Below are 19,553 nucleotides of genomic sequence, written 5' to 3' on the forward strand. Positions count from 1 at the left end.
TACAGATTTTCTGGTTTAAATTGATACCAACGTATCGGGATCAGGGGGGCAAGATCGTGACAGAGACAGGTAATGGGCAGGGGTAATGCTTCAAAATGCTCGAACTAATTTACGAGTTTTTCCGGACTTTCAAGGTAGCACGCCCGTTTCTCCATTGCTAGAACTCGATCCCAGCAGTTGACAAAATTTATAATTAAGTTCCCAATTCAGGAATCAACAATCAGTATTTACCCTATGATTCTCAGATCAAAAATTAGTTGATTAATTTCAATTAAATCAACTAATTTTTTCATTTTTCAATCACAAAGTTATTAGTGATTAATTTTTGAATTTTCGTCAAAAGATCGCATGGCAAAGATGCAAATTTCGCTTGTTTAAATCTTAGGTTATGCTCCCTTTGGGAGTTGGACTGAGCGCTTTAACCATCTTGTAATTCACAAAACTTTCGCCTCGAACACTTACGGTCTGGGGAGAGAGCATAATAAAGCCCATCGCTTCAAAAAAAGGGCGCGCTGTGATGCTGGATTCAACTTGCAATTGTTGAAGAGAACGATCGAGTGCTTCGGTTTCTAGGGTCTGGTAAAGCTGCCGACCCAAACCACAGCGTTGATAGTTTTTGTGGCAGTAGAAGCAATCAATGTGGCCATCGGGTTCCAATTCACAGAAACCCGCGATCAGGTCGCGATCGGGTACTGACCGATCTTCAGCCACGATTGTCCAGCGGGTTTGGCTGCGTTCAGCCCAGTTACGAAACGACAAATCATCCGGGGCCCAAGCTTTCACCTGCGAGAGGCTGTAGTCGCGGCTGTTAATTTCTCGCACAGTATCGTGAAAAAGTCGGGCAATTGCCGCTGCGTCGCTGGGCAAGCCAGGGCGAATGACGATCGACTCAGGGCGATCGTCATTCGCCCTGGGAGGATCCACCTGCGATCGATCGGCCCTGGGTTCATTCACTCGCGGTTCAGGAACCATAGCTTCGGGAAACAAGAGCTTCGGGAAACGGGGCCAGCCCGTGGGTCAGGGGCGATCGACCATTAAATCGTGGACTCAGGCTTGTGATGGTGGGTTGTAATCGTTGATCAACCCTGTTCCGATCGCCGTTTTCTGGCCGCTTCCTTGCGACGACGCAAATTAGCCGCAATCACGGATTTATCGATCGGGAAGCCCGCCGTGGGAATTTCTTGATAGCGCCGTTCTTCTTCGAGTCGCTTCAGCTCCGCAAAGGGAACCCAATGGATGCAGTTCACCGGGCAGGTGTCGATCGCCTCTTGGATCAATTCCTCGGGGTCACCGTCTTGGCGAATGGCTCGGGCCCGGCCATATTCCAGCTCAATGTAAAAGGTGTTGCGGGCCACGTGGGCGCAGTTTTTGCAGCCAATGCAGGTAATTTCGTCCACATACACGCCCTTTTGGCGCACCAGGCCGCCTAGCTCCGGCTCCAATCCGGTGCGATCGCCCAGGCCACGCAATGCACCGCCCAGCTCTGGCGCAAACCCGGGGCCTGCGTCATTGTTGACCCCCAGGTCGGTGGATCCCATTGCGGATCCCATTGCGGATTCCATCGCGGATTCCATTGGTGCTTGTGGTTCCTGATCCATGATTTTTCCTGCCTCTAGTGGCATAGCAAGCCGACAATCGGAAAAAACAAATCGGGGCAAGTTCCGAGTTTGGACTCTGAGAACCTGCCCCGATCGCAAGCGAGAAGATCTGGCGAGATCGCTACTGCTTTGGGCAAAGCCAGCGCTAGACAATGGAGACGACGCGGCCGGTTGAGTCGTTGCGCAGAAAGGATCAAAGCCTCTCCCTTAACGAACCTTAACCATTCCAGCGTTGCAACACCAGACGGATCGATCCGTCCTCATTCTTGACCTGCTCGGCCACTTGGAAGCCCTGTTCAGCACCGCTGTTGATCACGGTGTGGAAGGCATAGCGCTGGGTCACTTGCTTCAGGAACCGATCGACCGAGCCGTTCAGTTGCCAAAATTGCATATCAGTCACCAGGGCATATTCCTGACCGTTCCAGGCAAAGCCGATGTCGTAGCCGTTGGGCTGTTCGATCGCCACGTCGGCAGTTTCCGTTTGCCCCTGATAACCACGCACGGTGGCGGGGCCTTCTTTCCAATCCATGCCCAGATCCGTCAGGGCGGCTTTCAGGGAAGTCAGGTTGCGAAGTTGCGTTTTGATTTGGCTAAAGTGCGACATGGTGGTTTTCGTTAACAGCGATCTGAACGGGTTGAACGATGCAGACCCCCCGGAGCAAGCGCGGCTGAAATTTTTAAAGCGCCGCTCCCGAATGGCTCGAAAGCTGCGCCTTAGAAATCCCAGAGTGCTACCACTCGCTGAAGGTTGTTTGGGCTTCGATCGAGGCCTCGCGATCCGCTTGGGCCCGAGCAAAGTTTTCGGAAGTTACCTCGCGGCTGATGACCCGCCCCAGTTGTGCTTCGATGGCGGCGGTCACTTCGGCACAGGAGGCCCCGATGATACCGGTGACTTTCTCCTGTACCCGACCATCGGGGTAAATGATGAATTCCAGGGTTTCCATGCAGGGTTTCCAGACTAGGCGGCCAACAGGCGGTCTCAAGGCCTTTGCACAAGTTCCCAAGCGGGATAACTCGTACCGGTGTTTGAGCACTGACTCGGGCGATCGCTCCGCAACGGGGAACCCAACGGAGGAGTTCCGGGCCGCGAAAAGCGCCAACCGAGCAAACCATGGTCTTTTTAGAATCGGGATTTCACCGAGTTACCGAGGGTCTGAAATGTCGATCGAGAGTCGATCGATGCGGATCGTCCAAAAAACGATCCATTTCGAGACGCTTCTTGACAATTGTTTAAATTGAATAGGAGCGCTGACTTTGCCTTTTTGATAGTGTGGCGTAACTTCCGATCGCAGTCAAGGGACGCATTGGCAAGGGTTTGGGGCAATCGATCGGCCATTGAGCACCCACCATTTATCGCTCGAAAGTATTGTCAGCTACCGGTTTGGGCAACCCACCGCCCAGGCAATCTCGATCGAAACCCGCCGAGTCCAAGCAGATGGCCCGGCGATCGCGATTGCTGAGATTTACCGATCACTGCAATGATTGGGGGTTATCTTTTTCCAGCGTTTTCCCGCACTGGGAATTTGTTGGAATCTGTATTGTGGGAATTTGTTGGAAGTTGATTGACCCGTTCAGTTTGGGGATTCCGTTATGAGTCATTCGGTTGTGGACTTGGCATCGGCGCAAATGGTGAATTCGGACAAGACCGGCGCAATTCGGGTTGGGGTGATGGGCTTTGGCGGTTTGGGCCAAGCGGCGGCGCGGGTGCTGGCTCCCAAGCGCGAAATGCTGTTGGTGGCAGCGGTCGATCGCGATGGCTTTGCCTACAGCCCCGAAGGGCTAGATCCCGATCAGGCGATCGCCACCTACCGCGATCGGGGTTCCGTGGGCCATCTGCCCGGCGGCTCCCTCAGCCCCACCAGCATCATCGAGGCGATCGAAGCCGCCAAGGGTAACGTCGATGGCTTCTTCCTGGCCCTGCCCAACCTGCCCAACACCTTCATGGCCGAGGTTGTCGAACAAATCATCGCCTCCGGTTGGCGCGGCGTGTTGGTGGATGCCCTCAAACGCACCAGCGCCATGGAACAGATCCTGGCCCTGGGCGATCGGCTCGCCAACGCTGGCATCACCTACCTGACCGGTTGCGGAGCCACCCCCGGCCTGTTGACCGCCGCCGCCACGATCGCCGCCCAAAGCTACGCCGAAGTTCACAGCGTCAAAATCACCTTCGGAGTGGGCATCGCCAACTGGGAAGCCTACCGCGCCACCATCCGCGAAGACATCGCCCACATGCCCGGTTATGACACCGAGCGGGCCCGCCTGATGACCGATGCGGAAGTCGAAGCCCTGCTCGACACCACCAACGGCATCCTATCCTTGGAAAACATGGAACATGCCGATGATCTGATGCTGGAACTGGCGGGCATTTGCAGCCGCGATCGGGTCACCGTCGGTGGTGTGGTGGATACGCGCAACGCCAAGAAACCCCTCAGCACCAACGTGCAGGTCACGGGCCGCACCTTCGAGGGCAAAATCTCCACCCACACCTTCACCCTCGGCGACGAAACCAGCATGGCCGCCAACGTTTGTGGCCCCGCCTTTGGCTATCTGAAGGCCGGCGTTTCCCTACAACGGCGCGGGCAATTTGGCCTGTTCACCGCCGCTGAAATCATGCCCCAATTTGTCCGTTAAGGCCGATTTGGCCAAGCGAGACCCGCCCAAAGCGATCTGCACGGCGGGTCTCGCTGGCTACGGGGCGATCGGCCTCAAAGGCCTATCATCGGTCTGAATTCTGAACTTTGAATTCTGAACTTTGAACGTTGGTCAATGCCCTGATCAATCGTTCAATTCAGTCATTCAATTCAGGCATTCAATTCAATCACTCGATTCAATCACTCGATCCATCAGCCGGGTCAATCGCGACTAAACCCATGGGGCGCTACTTCCTCGGACGAATTGGGGTGGCAATTCCAACGCTGCTCGCCATCAGTTTGATTATTTTTGGCATCCTGGCCCTGGCTCCCGGCGACCCCTTGGGTGAATTTGCCGCCAACGGGGCCCTCTCCCCCGAGGTGCGATCGCAAATTCGCGCCTCCCTGGGGCTGGATCAACCCGTTCACATCCGCTATTTCAAGTGGCTGCTGTCCCTGCTGCGGGGCGACTTAGGCTACTCCTTCGTAAGTCGAGTGCCCGTTTTGGAATTGATTGGCCAACGGTTACCCACCACCCTGGCCGTGGTGGGGGTGGCCTATGGATTCAGCGCCCTCATTGCCCTGCCGTTGGGGCTAATTGCTGCCCTCAAGCGCCATGGCTGGGTCGATCGCACGGCCACGCTCATTTCCTTCATTGGCTTTTCTCTGCCGCCCTTTTTCACGGGCTTGCTGGTGATTTTGCTGTTCAGTGTGCAACTGCGCTGGCTGCCCTTTATCTATGACAGCAACCTGCAAGTGGTGGATTTCGCTAGCCTGGGAGAGCAGATCAAGCAGTCCATTATGCCGATCGGGGTGTTGGCCCTGTTTCAAACGGCCGGACTGATGCGGTTCACCCGTGCTTCGGTGCTGGAACAGGTCTATCAGGGCTATGTGCGCACGGCTCGGGCGAAGGGACTGCCGGAATGGATCGTGGTGGGGCGGCATATTTTGCGCAATGCCTTGATTCCCGTGGTGACGTTGGTGGCGCTCGATGTGCCAGCGGTGTTCACGGGGGCGATCGTGACGGAGCAGGTGTTCCGTGTGCCGGGCATTGGCTCTTTGCTGGTGGACTCCATCCAGCGCAACGATACGCCCGTGGTGATGGCGATCGCGTTTATCTATGCGATTTTGATTGTGCTGTTCAATCTAATTGCGGATGGCCTCTACGGAGTTTTGGATCCGAGGGTGCGGCTCGATCGCTAGCCCGTTGTCATCCCAACCCGATTAACTCGCCCAAATTCACCAACCAACTCGCAGCTCAATTCGCAACTCAACATGGACGGGCAGACAGGTCAGACAATTTTGTATTTGGGCTTAATCGCCATGGCCTTGGTGGGCGTTTTGGGATCCTTCATCCCCGCCATTCCGGGGCCCAGTTTGGTGGTGTTGGCCGTGGTGATTTGGGGAGCCGTCAAGGGCTGGGCCCTGGTGACCACGGCCCTGTGGGTGTCGATCGCCGTGTTGGTCTTGAGCCTGTTAATCGACAACCTGGCGGGCATCATTGGCGCACAAAAGGCCGGAGCCAGCCAGTGGGGGCAAATTGGCTCGATCGTGGGGTTGCTGTTGGGGTTCTTTGGCCTGTTGCCGGCCCTCCCGATCGGAGGGCCCTTGGCAGGCATTTTGTTGGGGCCGGTGTTGGGGGCCGTGGTGGGGGAAATGCTCTACCGGCGCACCGTACCGCTCGTGCCCCGCTTCAAAGTTTCCCTAAAGGCGGCTTTGGGCATCCTGTTGGGATCCATCATTGGCAACGTGATTCAAGGACTGTTGGCCCTGATGGCGGCGATCGTGTTTGTGGGCACGACCTGGAATCAGGCGATGTAACTTTTCCCCGAACCTGACTTTATCCAATAGCAGCCGCGATCGCCGATCGATCCAAATCGCGACCAATGATCACCAATTGGGTCGATCGCGCTTCATCGGGCCGCCAGGGGCGATCAAAGAAGGTCTCGAACCGCGGCCCCACCCCTTGCACCACCAACCGCATTGGCTTGCCAGCCACATCGGCAAATCCCTTAATGCGGTAGATTTCCCACTCCTGAACCAGCCGCTCTAGGCGTTGCACCAGGGCGCGAGGCTCCACAGTTCCGAGGGTGAGGGCGATCGCGCTGATGTCGTCGTCGTGGTCATGGTCATGATCGTGATCATGCTCATCGTCATGATCGTGGTCATGGTGGTGATGGTCGTGGTGGCTGGGGCGATCGGCTAGGTTATCTTCCACCGCCGCATTGAAGCCCAACAGCAGTTCCGGCGCGATCGCCCCCCGCTGGCAACGGACAATTTTCACCCCGGGTCGCAACTCCTGCTTCAGCCAGGCTTCCACCCGCGCCACATCCTCCGGGGCCACTTGATCGCACTTGGTCAACAACACCAAATCAGCACAGGCGAGCTGATCTTCAAACAATTCCTCGATCGGGGTTTCGTGCTCCAGGCTGTCATTGGCGGCCCGTTGCTCCAACAGCGCGGCCACATCGCCCACCACGCGACCAGCCGCCAGGGCTTCGCAGTCCACCGTGGCAATCACGCCATCGACCGTGGCTCCCGTGCGGATTTCCGGCCAGCGAAAGGCCTGCACCAACGGCTTGGGCAGCGCCAGCCCCGAAGTTTCAATCACAATGCAATCGATATCTTCCCGGCGATCGAGCAACTGTTGCATCGTCGGCAAAAATTCCTCTTGCACCGTGCAGCACAAGCAACCATTGGTCAGCTCAATCACGTTGCTGGGGCCGTTATTGGGGTCGGTCGCATCTTCCTCATCACAGACTTGGCACGATCGCAGCAAGTCCCCGTCAATCCCCACTTCGCCGAACTCATTCACCAGCACGGCAATCCGGCGGCCTTGGGGATTTTGCAACAAATGGCGCAGCAGCGTGGTTTTGCCCGCGCCCAAAAAGCCAGTGACAACGGTAACGGGAATTTTGTGCATGGTTATTGGTGTTGAATTCAGTCCTTGAACTCCAGTCCTGAACGGCCCTAAGCGCCCAAGGCCGAGGCTAAGAATGCCGCGCCCGCACCCACAATGGCAAAGCCGATGTAGCGCAGGGTTTGGGCGATCGAGCCTTCCGCCAACTGTTGCACCAACCCCCGCACCCCGAGGGCGATCGTGAGCTGAATGGCCGTGAACCCAACCAGATAGGCCGTGAGGGGAACCATGCCTGCCCCCACGATCGATTCACCGTAGGCATAACCATGAAACAAGCCAGCCACCAGGGCGATCGCCCCCAAGGCCACCGTCGGCAGTTGGCGACCCATGGCCAGCAACAACCCAAACAGCACCACCGAACCGGAAACCATTAGCTCCGGGAAGGGTAAATCCCAACTTTGCAGGTGCAGCCCCGTGCCGCCGAGGGCCGCCGCCGCAAAGACCACAGGCACAATCCACCCTCGGGCCGCCCCGATCGCCACCAAGCCGGAAGCCGCCACAAAGGCCAAGTGATCCAAGCCGATCACCGGGTGAGCCAAACCGGACATGAATCCTTCAAAGCCGTTGCTGGGCACTTGACCGCCCATCATGTGGTGTGCCGATGCGGGCAGAGCAGCCAACAGCAGGGCCAAACCGGTCACAGCGCCAGCAAAACAACCTTGAACCGATGCCAATGTTTTGGTTTGTCGCATGGGTAATTTCTCCAAGCCCTAGTGGGCGGATGGGATGAATATGAGATGGATGCAGAATTCTGAGGAATGGGCAACGGCCCCTAGGCAATCGGAACCGTGGTGGGGGGAATGCGGGCCAAAACGCCGTTTTTCAGGGGTTCCGGCCGCTCACCCCAAGCCAAAAGACCATCGGGGCGATTGACATAGAGATCGGCACAGGCAGCGATCGCCTCCACGGTCTGATCCAGGTGGGCCAGATCGTGGGGCAGATCCCCAAACAGATAGCTGTGTTTACCGGGGGCCGCAAAGGCCACCACACAGGCATGGCTACAGGCGCTCATGCATTGGATGGGAGTCAGGGCGATCGCGCCATTGGCCCCGTCTGCTAAACGGCTTTGCAGGCGATCGAGCAGTTGCTCACCGCCACTGATGCCCACGCGCTTGCCGTTTTGCCAAGTGCTGGCACAGGTGGTGCAAACCAACAGGGCCATGGGAACGGTGGCGGGTTGGTCGGCTGATTGGGTCAAGGCGGCCGAGGTGACCCCATTTGTTGGTGCTGGGCTGGTTTTCCCGGAGCCAGCTTGGCTGAAAACGACGGATGGGGATGCGGAATGGGCCGCGAGCGTTTCGCCCGTCGGTGACAAAAGTTGTGAGGACTCCACAGTCCGAACCTCGCAGAAGTGGAAGGGGTAAACATCGCGCGGCGGGCATCCTGACTCAGGGCGATCGCCCATCACAGTTGCGGGACAGCGCCGGACTTGCACCGGACTTTCCCCGTTACCTCTGGTGGCTGGTCTCCACCAGAACCGCAGTTGAATCACGAGCTGGTTGCCCAGCGGCTGGCTACGGAACGCCAAATGGTTTGGCTGTGGCCGCCGTCGATCGAGCTGGGCCGATTCATCCCAAGAGCATAGTTCAGATCGAAGATATTTCAACAGGGGTCGATCGCCACCCCGGTTCGCAAGGGGCAACTTTGGCGAGCTTGGGGGCATTAAGCATCGGGAACCGTCACCCATTGACCCCGATCGTGGGACTCGTGGGCCAAGTCCATTAGCTGCTGAGACACAATCCCCTCCTGGAGGGATGGGGCGATCGCCTGGCCTTGATCGATCGCCTGCACCCAGCGATCGACCACCCGCAACACGGCCGCCATCCGCCCATCGGAATAGGTTTGGGGAAACGCCAGGCGATCGGGAACGGGCAATTCTTGCAACGGCTCGCCTGCGGGTGCATACCAGAGCTTGAACCCGTGGATATAGTCCGCTTGGTTGTCGCTGCCCAAAATCAGCGTGCCCCGATCGCCATAGACTTCCACCCAATGGCCGCGCCCTTGGTAGGTTGTGGAGCTTAAACAGACCTGAACCGGCGTGCCATCGGTCAGCTCCAGCAAGATTTGGCAAATATCATCGGAATCCACCGGTTTCAGTTGGCCGCTGCTGGGGTCGGGTCGGGCGGGCACGGAAGTGACCAAATGGGCAAACAACCGCCGCACGGGCCCAAACAGCCAATGGATGTAGTCAAAGGTATGTGACCCGATCGCCCCGAGGGCCCCGCCACCGCTCGATCGCTGGGCATACCAATTCCAAGGCCGGCTGGCATCGGCCCGGCTGGAAGCCATCCAATCGATTTTGATCAGTCGCTTTTGGCCCACGCGATCGTCCGCCAGCAGTTCCGCTAAATATTGCCAAGCCGGAACCATCCGAAACTCAAAATCCACCGCCACGATCGCCCCCGTTTTTGCAGCCAAATGCTCTAGGGCGATCGCCTCTTGCACCGTCATGGTCACCGGCTTTTCCAGCAGCACATGCTTCCCGGCCGCCAGGGCCGTTTGGGCCATGGTGTAGTGCAAAAAGGGCGGCGTAGAAATCATCACCGCCTGCACCTCCGGCAGGGCCACCATTTCCTCAAAACTATCAAAGGCATAGGGGAGCTGATGCCGTTGGGCGATCGCCTGGGCCGTTTGAATTTGGCGATGGTACAGGGCGATCGGGCGAGTGCGATGGTGCTGCTGCAACACCGGCAGATGGATTTTTTGGCCAAACCCCGTACCAGCGATCGCCACGCCCAGGGTGTTTGTGGAATAGGTCATGATTGCTCGAAACAGTTCAGAACGGTTCAGATTGCTTCAGGGAACTTCCGCAATACCCATACTAGACAAGGGGCCGCAGCCCCTTGTCCCCCACGATCTCATGGCCGCGGGATCAGGGTTATGAAGAACCGCACCCGTCCCCTAAGGCGTTCAAGACTTCATCAGATCGGAGGCCACAATCATGGTTCCAATCCCCGCGTCCGTAAAAATTTCCAGCAAAAGGGCGTGGGGAATGCGGCCATCAATAATGTGAGCCGCCCGCACCCCCTGAGCCAGCGATCGGACACAACAGTTCACCTTGGGAATCATGCCGCCGCCGACAATGCCTTGGGAAATTAGCTCCCGGGCCCCTTGAATATCCACCTTGGGGATCAGGGTCGAAGGATCTTTATAGTCCCGCAGCACCCCGGCCGTATCCGTCAGCAGGATCATCTTCTCGGCTCCCAGGGCTGCCGCCAACTCCCCGGCCACCGTGTCCGCATTGATGTTGTAGGCCTGGCCGTCCGCATCGGCCGCCACGCTGGAAATCACGGGAATATAGCCATTGTTCAACATCGGTTCCAACACATCGATGTTGATGCTGTTAACTTCGCCCACAAAGCCAATTTCCTGGCGGTTGCCCTTTTGGCGAGCGGTGACCAAGTTGCCGTCTTTGCCACAAAGCCCGATCGCCATGCCACCGGCCTGGTTAATCAGCGAGACCAATTCCTTATTCACACGGCCCACCAACACCATTTCCACCACATCCATGGTGTCGGAGTCGGTCACCCGCAGCCCGTCGCGGAATTGTGGCTCGATGTTGAGTTTGCCCAGCCAATTGTTAATTTCGGGCCCGCCCCCATGCACCACCACCGGACGTAATCCCACACAGGACATGAACACAACATCACGAATCACCTTGTCCTTGAGGCGATCGTCTTTCATGGCTGCGCCGCCATATTTCACCACCACCGTGCGCCCGGCAAACTGCTGAATGTAGGGCAGGGCTTCGCTGAGAACGCGCACCCGGGTGGCTTCGGCTTTGCTGATGTATTCGCTTTCGTGATCCATGGTCAGTCAGTGGCTCTGAGGGTTTGTTGGGGGAGGTTAGGAGTGACCGGTTGGTGGCGGCCGGGCGAGGGTTGCCCATGTTGTTTTTCATTCACCCTTTGGCCGCTGCCCGTGGGTCAATCCGATGAGGGGCCCGCTTCGGTTGCATGATACGAGGCAGGCGATCGGATCGTGGTGACCAGACGCACTGAAATTGCTGTGTGGTTTTCTTGAGAACTGGGCTGAGATTGCATCGATCGGGCTAAAACCGTAACAGAGGCTACGTAATCGTCTGGGCGCTCGGCGGTTGCTTCCCGATCAATGGGTAAATACATACATTGGACTTTGGGGCTGATCACCATTCTGGTGGGAGTTGTGCGAGTGGCCACCGTTGGCTGGGAAGTCCAGCCTGCTTTGGCGGGTGGCTCCTCCAGCCTGGCTGAGTGGCAATCGTTAATTGAGCAGTCTGAGAAATTACGCGAGGAAGTGGCGATCGCGCTGCGGGTCGTGAGCCGGGCCCCAGAGGAGGTGTTTTGTGTGGGGGCCCGCATTGGCCACCCGATCGAGTCCTTGAGTGGCTTTCGGATCACACCGGTCACCTGTCGGTTCGGCAATTGGATGCTGGAGTTAGAGGCGGACAATTTGGCTGTGCAGACTGATGGCACAGTGTTGCCCGTGGAGCAATTGCTCGATCGCCCGGTGGCGGAACGGGCCCGGTTCACCACAGTGCGGTTTCAGCTTCAGCGTTGGCGTTGGTATCCCGTGGCTCCCGAGCTGGGCCAGGGCGTGAGCGAAAAAGCGAAGAACTAAACCAGCAGCCCGCGAGCCAACCACTCGTGAGTTAGCGCAAGCAGGCCCGATCGCGATCGCCCCGCAACGCACCCAAGAGGGTTGACACAAACACGCAACTCCGGCGGCTATCCACCCGATCGCGCAGTTGAAAGGTGATGCGGCCCAGTTGCCCATTCACCCAGCCGCTGCCTTGGAATTGCATTCGGTAAACGCCACTGCGCGATCGCAGGGTGCTGTTATCCACATCAATCGCCACACCGATCGTGCCCGTGGCCTCCGCCAGCAGAGGTTCCCACCGGGCATTGTCACAAAAACCTGTCCGAGCGGGCTGCACCGCCAACTCAACCGATCGGCCCGTGTCCCGCAAACACAATTCCCAAACCCGGCGATTTTGGCGGGCCCGAGCTTGGGCAATTCGCAACGTCCGAAAGGCCGCATCCTGGGCTTGGCTGAGACGTTGATTATCAGCAAAAGATAGCCAAACGGGCGCGGCGATCGCGCTGAGGATGCCCACCATCGCCGCCACAATCAGCAATTCCAGCAGCGTAAACCCCACCGCCGAGTCACCCGCCATCAAGCGATTTGAAATCAAACAGCCTGAAATTGAGTGAGAAGCCTTCTGGGTTTGATAGCCCGATCGCCCATCACCCAAAGTCACAGAACCAGCAACCGATCCAGAACCCAGATCTTCACCCACAATACCCACAACCACAGAGCCAGTTGCCAATCCTGAACCCGGATCATCAACGGGCCGCAGCCCAGATGTGCAGGATCGTCGCACAAGCCACCGCCACACAAAGGAAGAGTTCATGACCGGATGTAGATCAGCCCATCGGTGATTATTTTGACATTAGCTGGGTATATTTTCTGGCTTATGGCAGGTCGCACTTGAACCCCAGCTCCGGATCGATCGCCCATCCCCAGCGAGATCGGTATGGACTGCCGTTTTGGGCTAAATTCAGCAAGGAATTGCACGGCGAGTGGCGGCAAGGCACATGATCGGGGTTGGTCAGACAACAAACCAAACGGCGGGGCAACCCACCACAGCGCCCGATCGGGTCACCGATCCCAACCTTGATCAGGCCCTCAAGCAGTACTTTGGCTATCGCAGCTTTCGGCCCGGCCAGCGGGACATTGTGGAAGCGGCACTGGCAGGGCGCGATCAACTGGTCGTGATTCCCACGGGCGGCGGCAAATCCCTCTGCTTCCAACTGCCCGCCCTGTTGCAACCTGGCCTGACCGTGGTGGTGTCGCCGCTGATTGCCCTGATGCAAGACCAGGTGGCCGCCCTGCGCGATAACGGGATTTCCGCCACCTTCCTGAACAGCAGTTTGGGCGTGGCCGAGTTGCGATCGCGCGAATTGGAACTGCTGAACAACGTCTATAAGTTGGTCTACGTTGCGCCGGAACGGTTGATGACCGAAGGGTTTTTGCCCCTGATCGATCGAATCCACCAGACGATCGGCTTGGCCCAATTCGCGATCGACGAGGCCCATTGCGTCTCCGAGTGGGGCCACGACTTCCGCCCGGAATATCGGCAACTCTGGAGCCTGCGCGATCGCTATCCCAACGTGCCCTTCATGGCCCTGACCGCCACGGCCACCGATCGCGTCCGCCAAGACATCGTGCATCAGTTGCAGTTGCGCGATCCACGGATCCACATCGCCAGCTTCAACCGCCCCAACCTCTACTACGAAGTGCGGCCCAAGGATCGCAACACCTATCCCGAACTGTTGCGGCTGTTGCGCACCACCGATGGCTCCGCGATCGTCTATTGCTTCAGTCGCAAACGGGTAGACGAGCTGACCCGCAAGCTACAAATGGACGGCATCGAAGCGCTCGCCTACCACGCGGGCATGGACAACGAGAGCCGCGCCGACAACCAAACCCGCTTCATTCGCGACGATGTGCGGGTGATGGTGGCGACGATCGCCTTTGGCATGGGCATCAACAAGCCCGATGTGCGGTTGGTGGTGCATTACGACCTGCCCCGCAACCTGGAAGGCTATTACCAAGAGTCGGGCCGCGCCGGCCGTGATGGCGACCCCGCCCGCTGCATCCTCTACTTCGGCACGGGCGACATTCGCAGCATTGAATATTTGATTGGCCAAAAGCCCGACCCCAACGAACAGCGAATCGCCCAACAGCAACTGCGCCAGACGATCGACTATGCCGAAAGCACCGTCTGCCGCCGCACAATCCAACTGGGCTATTTTGGCGAAGCCTTTCCCGGCAACTGCAACGGCTGCGACAATTGCCGCGATCCCAAACCCCTCGAAGATTGGACGATTCCGGCTCAGAAATTCCTCTCCTGCGTGGCCCGAGTGCGGGAGCGGTTCGGCACGCAATACATCATCGACGTGTTGCGCGGCTCCAAAAACGAAAAGATCCTCCGCAATAATCACCAAGAACTCTCGACCTACGGCATTGGCAAGGATCGAACGGCGGAACAGTGGCAACTACTGGCGCGATCGCTCCGGCACGAAGGCTTGGTCGATGAAACCACCGATGGCTATCGAGTTTTGCGGTTAAACGCCCTCAGTTGGGAAGTGTTGCGAAAACAGCGAGACGTTTGGGTCGCCGTACCCCCCCAACGGCGCGATCGCCCCACCAGCAACACCGAAGACCTGGCCCCCGAAGAACAACCCCTGTTCGATCGGCTGCGGCAACTGCGCAAACAACTGGCCGACGAGCAAAACGTGCCGCCCTACGTGGTTTTCACCGATGCCAGCCTGCGGGCCATGGCCAAGCTGCGGCCCCTGGATTTGGCGCAATTTGCCGATGTGCCCGGAGTCGGTCGCCGCAAACTGGAGCAGTATGGTCAAACCTTCACGGCGGCGATCGGGGCGTTTTGCCAGGAATTCAACCTGGATTCACCGGCCAAGGCGATCGACCAGCGGATCAGCGATCGCACCAGCCGCGCCGTCAGCACCACCATCTACAGCACCTGGGAACTCTACCAACAGGGCCAGCGCCTGGCGGACATCGCCGAAGCCCGCAACCTACGCACCACCACGATCGTTACCCACATCGAAGAGCTGATCCGCAAGGGCTACGCGATCAACATCGATGATTTTGTGGCTCCCGAGATCCAGCAAGAAATTATCCGGGCGATCGACCATTGCGGGGCCCAACGACTCACGGAAATCTACGACTTCTTGCAGCAACGCTACACCTATGCCGACATCCGCCTTGTCCGCGCCGCCTGGGAAGCCGAAACCGCCAACGAACTCGCCCATTAGCTGTTTTTCTTCTATTTGGTTAAGGAAATTAATCATCTAATTATGCTCAATCGTGACCAGCCCCATCTTCAAAATATTCGAGACCAATGGGGATATCAACCGGAAGAGCTACTAAATCCTGAACAAATGAGGGTCTATATTGCTCAACTAGATTTAATTGCTGTTCCAGGGCGAAAAGGCAAAGTCAAACGCCAAACGCTTTCTGCGGCCGATATTAATGCCGGTCAGGGCATCGAAGTGGGCAGCTTTGATCAAACGATCGATGAGATGAATCAAATTCAAGAGGCAATTATTTGGGATGCAGATTAGATGACGGAGATAGAAATCTGGCGCTCCATGCTTGAACTGCTGACCCTGCCGCAGAACCTTGAGCCAACCCCTCCGCCATTGAGTGAATCATCATCATCTTTAATCACTAATAGAGCATGAAGTAATTAAAGAATTCATCATTGAGTCATGCAGTATCGCACGATCGCCCAGAGTATCTACTTCTCAACTGGGAATGGATCCAGATCGCCAAACTTCGTTACCAATCCTCCCGTACCAAGCCAACCTAATGCCGCAATGTCACAGACACAAAACTTTTTGACGGAAATAATTAAGCTTTATTTTTAATTCATGTTTGATTTCTTACGAAAGTCCTCAAAAATAACCATGATTGGCTAGGCAGTTTCCGTAACTGATTTTGACTGTAGGCATTAATTTTAACCAAGTTAATCTCATAAATTCCTGAGCACCATTCGGATAACCAGAAAGATCCCTTGACGCTCAAAACTGCCGTCTTTATATAATGAACGTGATTAAGCAAAATTGCTGATCATGTGCTCAAAACTCCCTACTCCGTCAGATCAGGATTTCACTTTATTTTTATGTATGGCTTAATTAACAGCGCCTTGCGGATGATGATGTGCGAGCAATATGGCCAGGAGATTTGGGACGACATCATGGCCCATGCTCAGCTTTCGGAGGAGCATTTTTTTGTGATGAAGTCCTATCCTGACGACATCACCCACAACATTGTGCAAGCGGCGACCACTATTCTGGATATTTCTGCAACAGAATTGTTACGCAAATTTGGCCACTATTGGGTGGGTTACACCAAAACAGCGGGCTACCAAGAAATCATGAATATGTGCGGTGATAACTTGGTGGATTTTTTGGGCAATTTGGATGATTTGCACACGCGGCTAGGGGTGCAGTTTCCCGCATTTCGTCCCCCGTCCTTTGACTGTGATCAGGTGGGCCATCACACGGTGGAATTACACTATCGATCGACTCGCCAAGGTCTGGGGCCGATGGTGGAGGGATTGATTGAAGGGCTGGGCGATCGCTTCGATACGGAAGTGGAAATTACCCAAATTGCCGATCGCGCCCAGGGTGACGAATGCGACACCTTCCTCATCCACTACACCACTGACTAGGGCTATGGATCAGTTGCCCTTACCCCCATTCCACCTTTCAGCAGAGTTGCTGGTGCAGCTCTTTCCGTTTCATTTGGCCCTCAATCATCAACTGCAAATTGTTCAGGTGGGGCAGGCGCTCGATCGAATCTATCCCCACCCCTTGAGGGGACGCTCATTTGCGGATCATTTTTCGATTAACCGTCCTCGCATGTCTATTAACATTGAGGACTTTCTTAAAAAAAGACAATCCCTTTTTCTGCTGGAGTCTCGAGATTTATCTTTGGTTTTGAAGGGGCAGATGGTGGATTTGCTGGAATCAGAAATCTTTCTTTTTCTGTGCTCACCATCCGCGATCGATGCTAAAAAACTAACAGATGTAGGAATTCAACTGAAAGATTTTCCGCTTCATGATGTAACCCCGGATCTGGTTTTTCTGCAACAAACCACCCAGATGTCCGTGAAGCAGGTGGAAACTCTCAATCAGCAATTGATTGCTAGCCAAGAACAGTTAAAAGACGCTTTATCAATTCAGGAACATTTGCGATTTAAGGCGGAAAAACAAGCTCGCCAGCTTGAACAACAACTCAAGGAGCTAAAGGAAACACAAATTCAACTTGTACAAGCTGAGAAGATGTCCACTTTGGGGCAAATGATCTCGGGCATTGTTCATGAAATCAATAATCCTTTACATTTCATTTATGGCAACTTAGATCATTGCCTCAATTATGCTCAGGCTCTACTAGAGGCTTGTCAGGTTTTATTACAAGCCTCTCCCCGAGCAAGGGAATGGCACGAGATATCCCATGCCAATTCATCCAGGAGTTGGTTGAGCGAAGCCACGTTAGGCTCAAATACTGAAGATCAAGCCATTGATCCTGATCATTCTTTGGATGGTGCTGTGGCTTTGGCTAGTTTGGACTTGGAAAACCTTGCTTTTGCTTTGGATGATTTTCCAAAGGTGCTTCAGTCCATGCGGATTGGCAGTCAGCGAATTCGTGAAATTGTGGAGGGGTTACGCCAATTTTCGCGCTTGGATGCTAGTGCGCTTGATTGGTTTGATATTCATGAAGGTATTGATAATACATTAATGATTCTGAAGAGCCGACTCAACAAAGCTAAGGTTTCCTCGAACATTGAAATTATTAGAAACTATGGTAATGTGCCACCAATTTCTTGTTATGGGGGACAGATTAATCAGGTTTTTATGAATATTTTGGCGAATGCGATCGATGCCCTGGAAGACCATAATCAGGCTTGTGAGTTACCGGCGAGATCGGGCACAAAACGAGAATCACCCAAAATTTGGATTGAAACAGCTTTGATTAATTCTGGATGGCTGCGCATTTCGATTCGTGACAATGGGTGCGGAATGCCCAGAGATATTCAATCGAAGATGTTTGAGCCGTTTTTCACAACAAAGTCCGCCCATCGAGGCACGGGTCTGGGCATGTCAATTAGCTACAAAATTGTGACAGAACGCCACGGGGGACGGTTGCGCTGCATTTCGGAACCTTGCCAGGGCACGGAATTTGTGATTGAGCTGCCGATCGAGCCGGCCCAACTGCAAGGCAAGAGCGCGGTTTAGGAATAGTCCCAAAATTAAGAATTGAGAATTGAGAATTAAGAATTGAGAATTGAGAATTGAGAATTGAGAGAGCTGGTTGATCCTGACTAGGAAATAGCTGGGAAATAGCCGGGAAATTCGCAAAACGTAGCTCAGGAAAGTGCTTCCGCAGGAGCCTGATCCCTTTGCCGACGACGCGGGGCGATCGCATGGCGGCTGACCGCATAAAAATCGGCGGCTTGGCTCATGGTGTAGCTCAACCACTGAGGATCGCCGATCGGGATGGGGCGATCGGGCAGGGTGGGTTCGCCCGGCAGGCACGATCGCACCTGGGCAGCCACAGCCCGCGCCAACAGGGGCGGCACTGAGTTACCAATTTGCCGCATTCCATGCCATTTCGTGCCGTGGAAACAGAACCAGTCGGGGTAGGAGTGGAGGCGGGCCGCTTCGCGCACGGTGATGCAACGCCCTTGGATGGGGTGAATGGGCCGGGGCGAGGTGAACGCACCGCGATTGCTGGGGGTTCCGGCCCGTAGGGTGTTGCAAATGCCTTCGGGATGCAGTTTTAAAAAGCGACTGATCCGATCGACTTCGCCGGGGAGCGTGGTTTGGAACCGGGCCACTGAGGCGGCGCTGTGGTCGGTGCGCAAACAACCGGACAGGCCCGATCGAGGCGATCGACGGGGATGGCTGAAATCAGCGGGATCCCGCAATGCGCCCCGTAACCAGCGGGCATAGTCGCCGGGGGGATCGGCCAGTTGGCCCAAGTCCAACCAATCGCTCGATCGCAGCTCGGGATATTGATCCACGTCGGGCAAATCTCCGATCGCCCCGGCCACGGTGGGGCAAATGGGCAAATGGGCCAGGGTTCGATCGCGCTTGGCGCTTTTGCAAACCGGCGGGCGGCGGGTTTGGGGCGCTGGATAGCTGGGCAGCGGCCAACCCGATCGGGCCCCCAACAGAAACAAACGTTGGCGATCCTGCGGTACGCCGTAATGGGCCGCATTCAAAACCTGATAGTTGGCTTCCACTTGGTAGCCAAAATCGGCAAATAACTCAATTAATTCGCTCAAAAACGCCCGATGTTTGCCCAGGGTCATGCCCCGCACATTTTCAATCACAAAATACTTGGGCCGCAGCTCATTCACCAACCGAGCAAAGTGGAACATCAAGGCATTTCGCGGATCATCAAAGGCCCGCTTTCCCATCATGGAAAATCCCTGGCAGGGCGGCCCCCCAAACAGCACATCAATTTCCAGCTCTGGTTCTTCTAGCCCTAGGCGGCTGGTCAGCGCTGAATCACGAATCCGTTCGGAATCACTCGGGCGATCGCCCCGCAACACCGCCGCCAATTGCTGCCGAATTTCCGCCCCCGTCACCTCCGCCGCGCTCCGACAAAGCACCGCCCCCTGCGGAAAGTTGTACTGATGGGTTAAACAGTGAATCGGGTCAATTTCCACCGCCACCGCCACATCAAACCCCGCCATCTCGAACCCTAAGGACATCCCTCCGGCTCCGGCAAACAGGTCAACGGCGATCGGGCGGCGGGAAACGGTCACGGCAAGGGGGTCAACTTTCAGCAACAGCGGTCAAGCGACCCATATGGTAGCGGAAT

Annotated in this window: 19 protein-coding genes and 1 riboswitch; of the genes, 8 read left to right on the forward strand and 11 right to left on the reverse strand. The window is 56.1% G+C overall.

Annotated features, from left to right (window positions below):
* Positions 1 to 381 precede the first annotated feature (381 nt).
* The 4 genes from AMR42_RS05180 to AMR42_RS05195 all read right to left on the reverse strand — a co-directional run bounded on the left by AMR42_RS05180 (position 382) and on the right by AMR42_RS05195 (position 2,542).
* Positions 382 to 972 carry a GNAT family N-acetyltransferase gene (locus tag AMR42_RS05180; protein WP_099532424.1) on the reverse strand — a complete coding sequence of 197 codons (591 nt, stop codon included), beginning with the start codon at positions 970 to 972 and terminating at the stop codon, positions 382 to 384.
* A 107-nt stretch (positions 973 to 1,079) separates the two neighbouring features.
* Positions 1,080 to 1,538: a ferredoxin gene (locus AMR42_RS05185; protein WP_099532425.1), complete on the reverse strand. Its 459-nt coding sequence runs from the start codon at positions 1,536 to 1,538 to the stop codon at positions 1,080 to 1,082.
* 277 nt (positions 1,539 to 1,815) lie between these two features.
* Complete coding sequence (locus AMR42_RS05190; RefSeq protein ID WP_099532397.1) at positions 1,816 to 2,202, reverse strand: DUF1257 domain-containing protein; 387 nt, start codon at positions 2,200 to 2,202, stop codon at positions 1,816 to 1,818.
* A gap of 127 nt (positions 2,203 to 2,329) precedes the next feature.
* Positions 2,330 to 2,542 (reverse strand): DUF2997 domain-containing protein, encoded by a 213-nt coding sequence (locus AMR42_RS05195; protein WP_099532398.1) that lies wholly within the window; start codon positions 2,540 to 2,542, stop codon positions 2,330 to 2,332.
* A gap of 682 nt (positions 2,543 to 3,224) precedes the next feature.
* Between AMR42_RS05195 and AMR42_RS05200 the strand changes: the two genes are divergently transcribed.
* The 3 genes from AMR42_RS05200 to AMR42_RS05210 all read left to right on the forward strand — a co-directional run bounded on the left by AMR42_RS05200 (position 3,225) and on the right by AMR42_RS05210 (position 6,049).
* A complete protein-coding gene (locus AMR42_RS05200) occupies positions 3,225 to 4,229 on the forward strand; it encodes a saccharopine dehydrogenase-like oxidoreductase (RefSeq protein WP_099532426.1) in 1,005 nt (334 codons plus the stop codon).
* 239 nt (positions 4,230 to 4,468) lie between these two features.
* Positions 4,469 to 5,431, forward strand: coding sequence for an ABC transporter permease (locus AMR42_RS05205; protein ID WP_099532399.1), 963 nt, complete (start codon positions 4,469 to 4,471; stop codon positions 5,429 to 5,431).
* 72 nt (positions 5,432 to 5,503) lie between these two features.
* Positions 5,504 to 6,049, forward strand: coding sequence for a DUF456 domain-containing protein (locus tag AMR42_RS05210; protein ID WP_099532400.1), 546 nt, complete (start codon positions 5,504 to 5,506; stop codon positions 6,047 to 6,049).
* 19 nt (positions 6,050 to 6,068) lie between these two features.
* On the opposite strand, the gene cobW is transcribed toward AMR42_RS05210, so the two are convergent.
* The 5 genes from cobW to argB form a co-directional block, all read right to left on the reverse strand.
* A complete protein-coding gene (cobW, locus tag AMR42_RS05215) occupies positions 6,069 to 7,151 on the reverse strand; it encodes a cobalamin biosynthesis protein CobW (protein ID WP_099532401.1) in 1,083 nt (360 codons plus the stop codon).
* 47 nt (positions 7,152 to 7,198) lie between these two features.
* On the reverse strand, positions 7,199 to 7,840 hold the full coding sequence (locus tag AMR42_RS05220) for a HupE/UreJ family protein (protein ID WP_099532402.1): 642 nt from the start codon (positions 7,838 to 7,840) through the stop codon (positions 7,199 to 7,201).
* Positions 7,841 to 7,920: 80 nt separating this feature from the next.
* Positions 7,921 to 8,310 (reverse strand): DUF1636 domain-containing protein, encoded by a 390-nt coding sequence (locus AMR42_RS05225; RefSeq protein ID WP_099532403.1) that lies wholly within the window; start codon positions 8,308 to 8,310, stop codon positions 7,921 to 7,923.
* A 193-nt stretch (positions 8,311 to 8,503) separates the two neighbouring features.
* Positions 8,504 to 8,645: riboswitch (cobalamin riboswitch) on the reverse strand.
* 165 nt (positions 8,646 to 8,810) lie between these two features.
* Complete coding sequence (locus tag AMR42_RS05235; protein ID WP_099532405.1) at positions 8,811 to 9,908, reverse strand: Gfo/Idh/MocA family protein; 1,098 nt, start codon at positions 9,906 to 9,908, stop codon at positions 8,811 to 8,813.
* A 150-nt stretch (positions 9,909 to 10,058) separates the two neighbouring features.
* Positions 10,059 to 10,958, reverse strand: a complete 900-nt coding sequence (gene argB / locus AMR42_RS05240; RefSeq protein WP_099532406.1) for an acetylglutamate kinase — start codon at positions 10,956 to 10,958, stop codon at positions 10,059 to 10,061.
* 300 nt (positions 10,959 to 11,258) lie between these two features.
* Between argB and AMR42_RS05250 the strand changes: the two genes are divergently transcribed.
* Entirely contained in the window at positions 11,259 to 11,747 is a 489-nt protein-coding gene (locus tag AMR42_RS05250; RefSeq protein ID WP_143472945.1) for a hypothetical protein, read from the forward strand.
* A 31-nt stretch (positions 11,748 to 11,778) separates the two neighbouring features.
* Here the strand turns inward: AMR42_RS05250 and AMR42_RS05255 are convergent, their stop codons facing one another.
* A complete protein-coding gene (locus tag AMR42_RS05255; protein ID WP_099532409.1) occupies positions 11,779 to 12,540 on the reverse strand; it encodes a Tfp pilus assembly protein FimT/FimU in 762 nt (253 codons plus the stop codon).
* Positions 12,541 to 12,724: 184 nt separating this feature from the next.
* Between AMR42_RS05255 and recQ the strand changes: the two genes are divergently transcribed.
* The 4 genes from recQ (at position 12,725) to AMR42_RS05275 (ending at position 17,959) form a co-directional block, all read left to right on the forward strand.
* Positions 12,725 to 14,971 carry a DNA helicase RecQ gene (gene recQ, locus AMR42_RS05260; RefSeq protein WP_099532410.1) on the forward strand — a complete coding sequence of 749 codons (2,247 nt, stop codon included), beginning with the start codon at positions 12,725 to 12,727 and terminating at the stop codon, positions 14,969 to 14,971.
* A 15-nt stretch (positions 14,972 to 14,986) separates the two neighbouring features.
* A complete protein-coding gene (locus tag AMR42_RS05265) occupies positions 14,987 to 15,280 on the forward strand; it encodes a hypothetical protein (protein WP_143472946.1) in 294 nt (97 codons plus the stop codon).
* A 560-nt stretch (positions 15,281 to 15,840) separates the two neighbouring features.
* Positions 15,841 to 16,392, forward strand: a complete 552-nt coding sequence (locus AMR42_RS05270) for a heme NO-binding domain-containing protein (protein ID WP_099532412.1) — start codon at positions 15,841 to 15,843, stop codon at positions 16,390 to 16,392.
* Positions 16,331 to 17,959, forward strand: a complete 1,629-nt coding sequence (locus AMR42_RS05275) for a sensor histidine kinase (protein ID WP_143472947.1) — start codon at positions 16,331 to 16,333, stop codon at positions 17,957 to 17,959. Before AMR42_RS05270 ends, AMR42_RS05275 begins: the two co-directional genes overlap by 62 nt.
* Before the next feature lie 131 nt (positions 17,960 to 18,090).
* On the opposite strand, the gene AMR42_RS05280 is transcribed toward AMR42_RS05275, so the two are convergent.
* Positions 18,091 to 19,497 carry a DNA cytosine methyltransferase gene (locus AMR42_RS05280; RefSeq protein ID WP_099532427.1) on the reverse strand — a complete coding sequence of 469 codons (1,407 nt, stop codon included), beginning with the start codon at positions 19,495 to 19,497 and terminating at the stop codon, positions 18,091 to 18,093.
* Positions 19,498 to 19,553: the final 56 nt, after the last annotated feature.

The sequence above is a fragment of the Limnothrix sp. PR1529 genome, assembly GCF_002742025.1.
Taxonomy (GTDB): domain Bacteria; phylum Cyanobacteriota; class Cyanobacteriia; order CACIAM-69d; family CACIAM-69d; genus CACIAM-69d.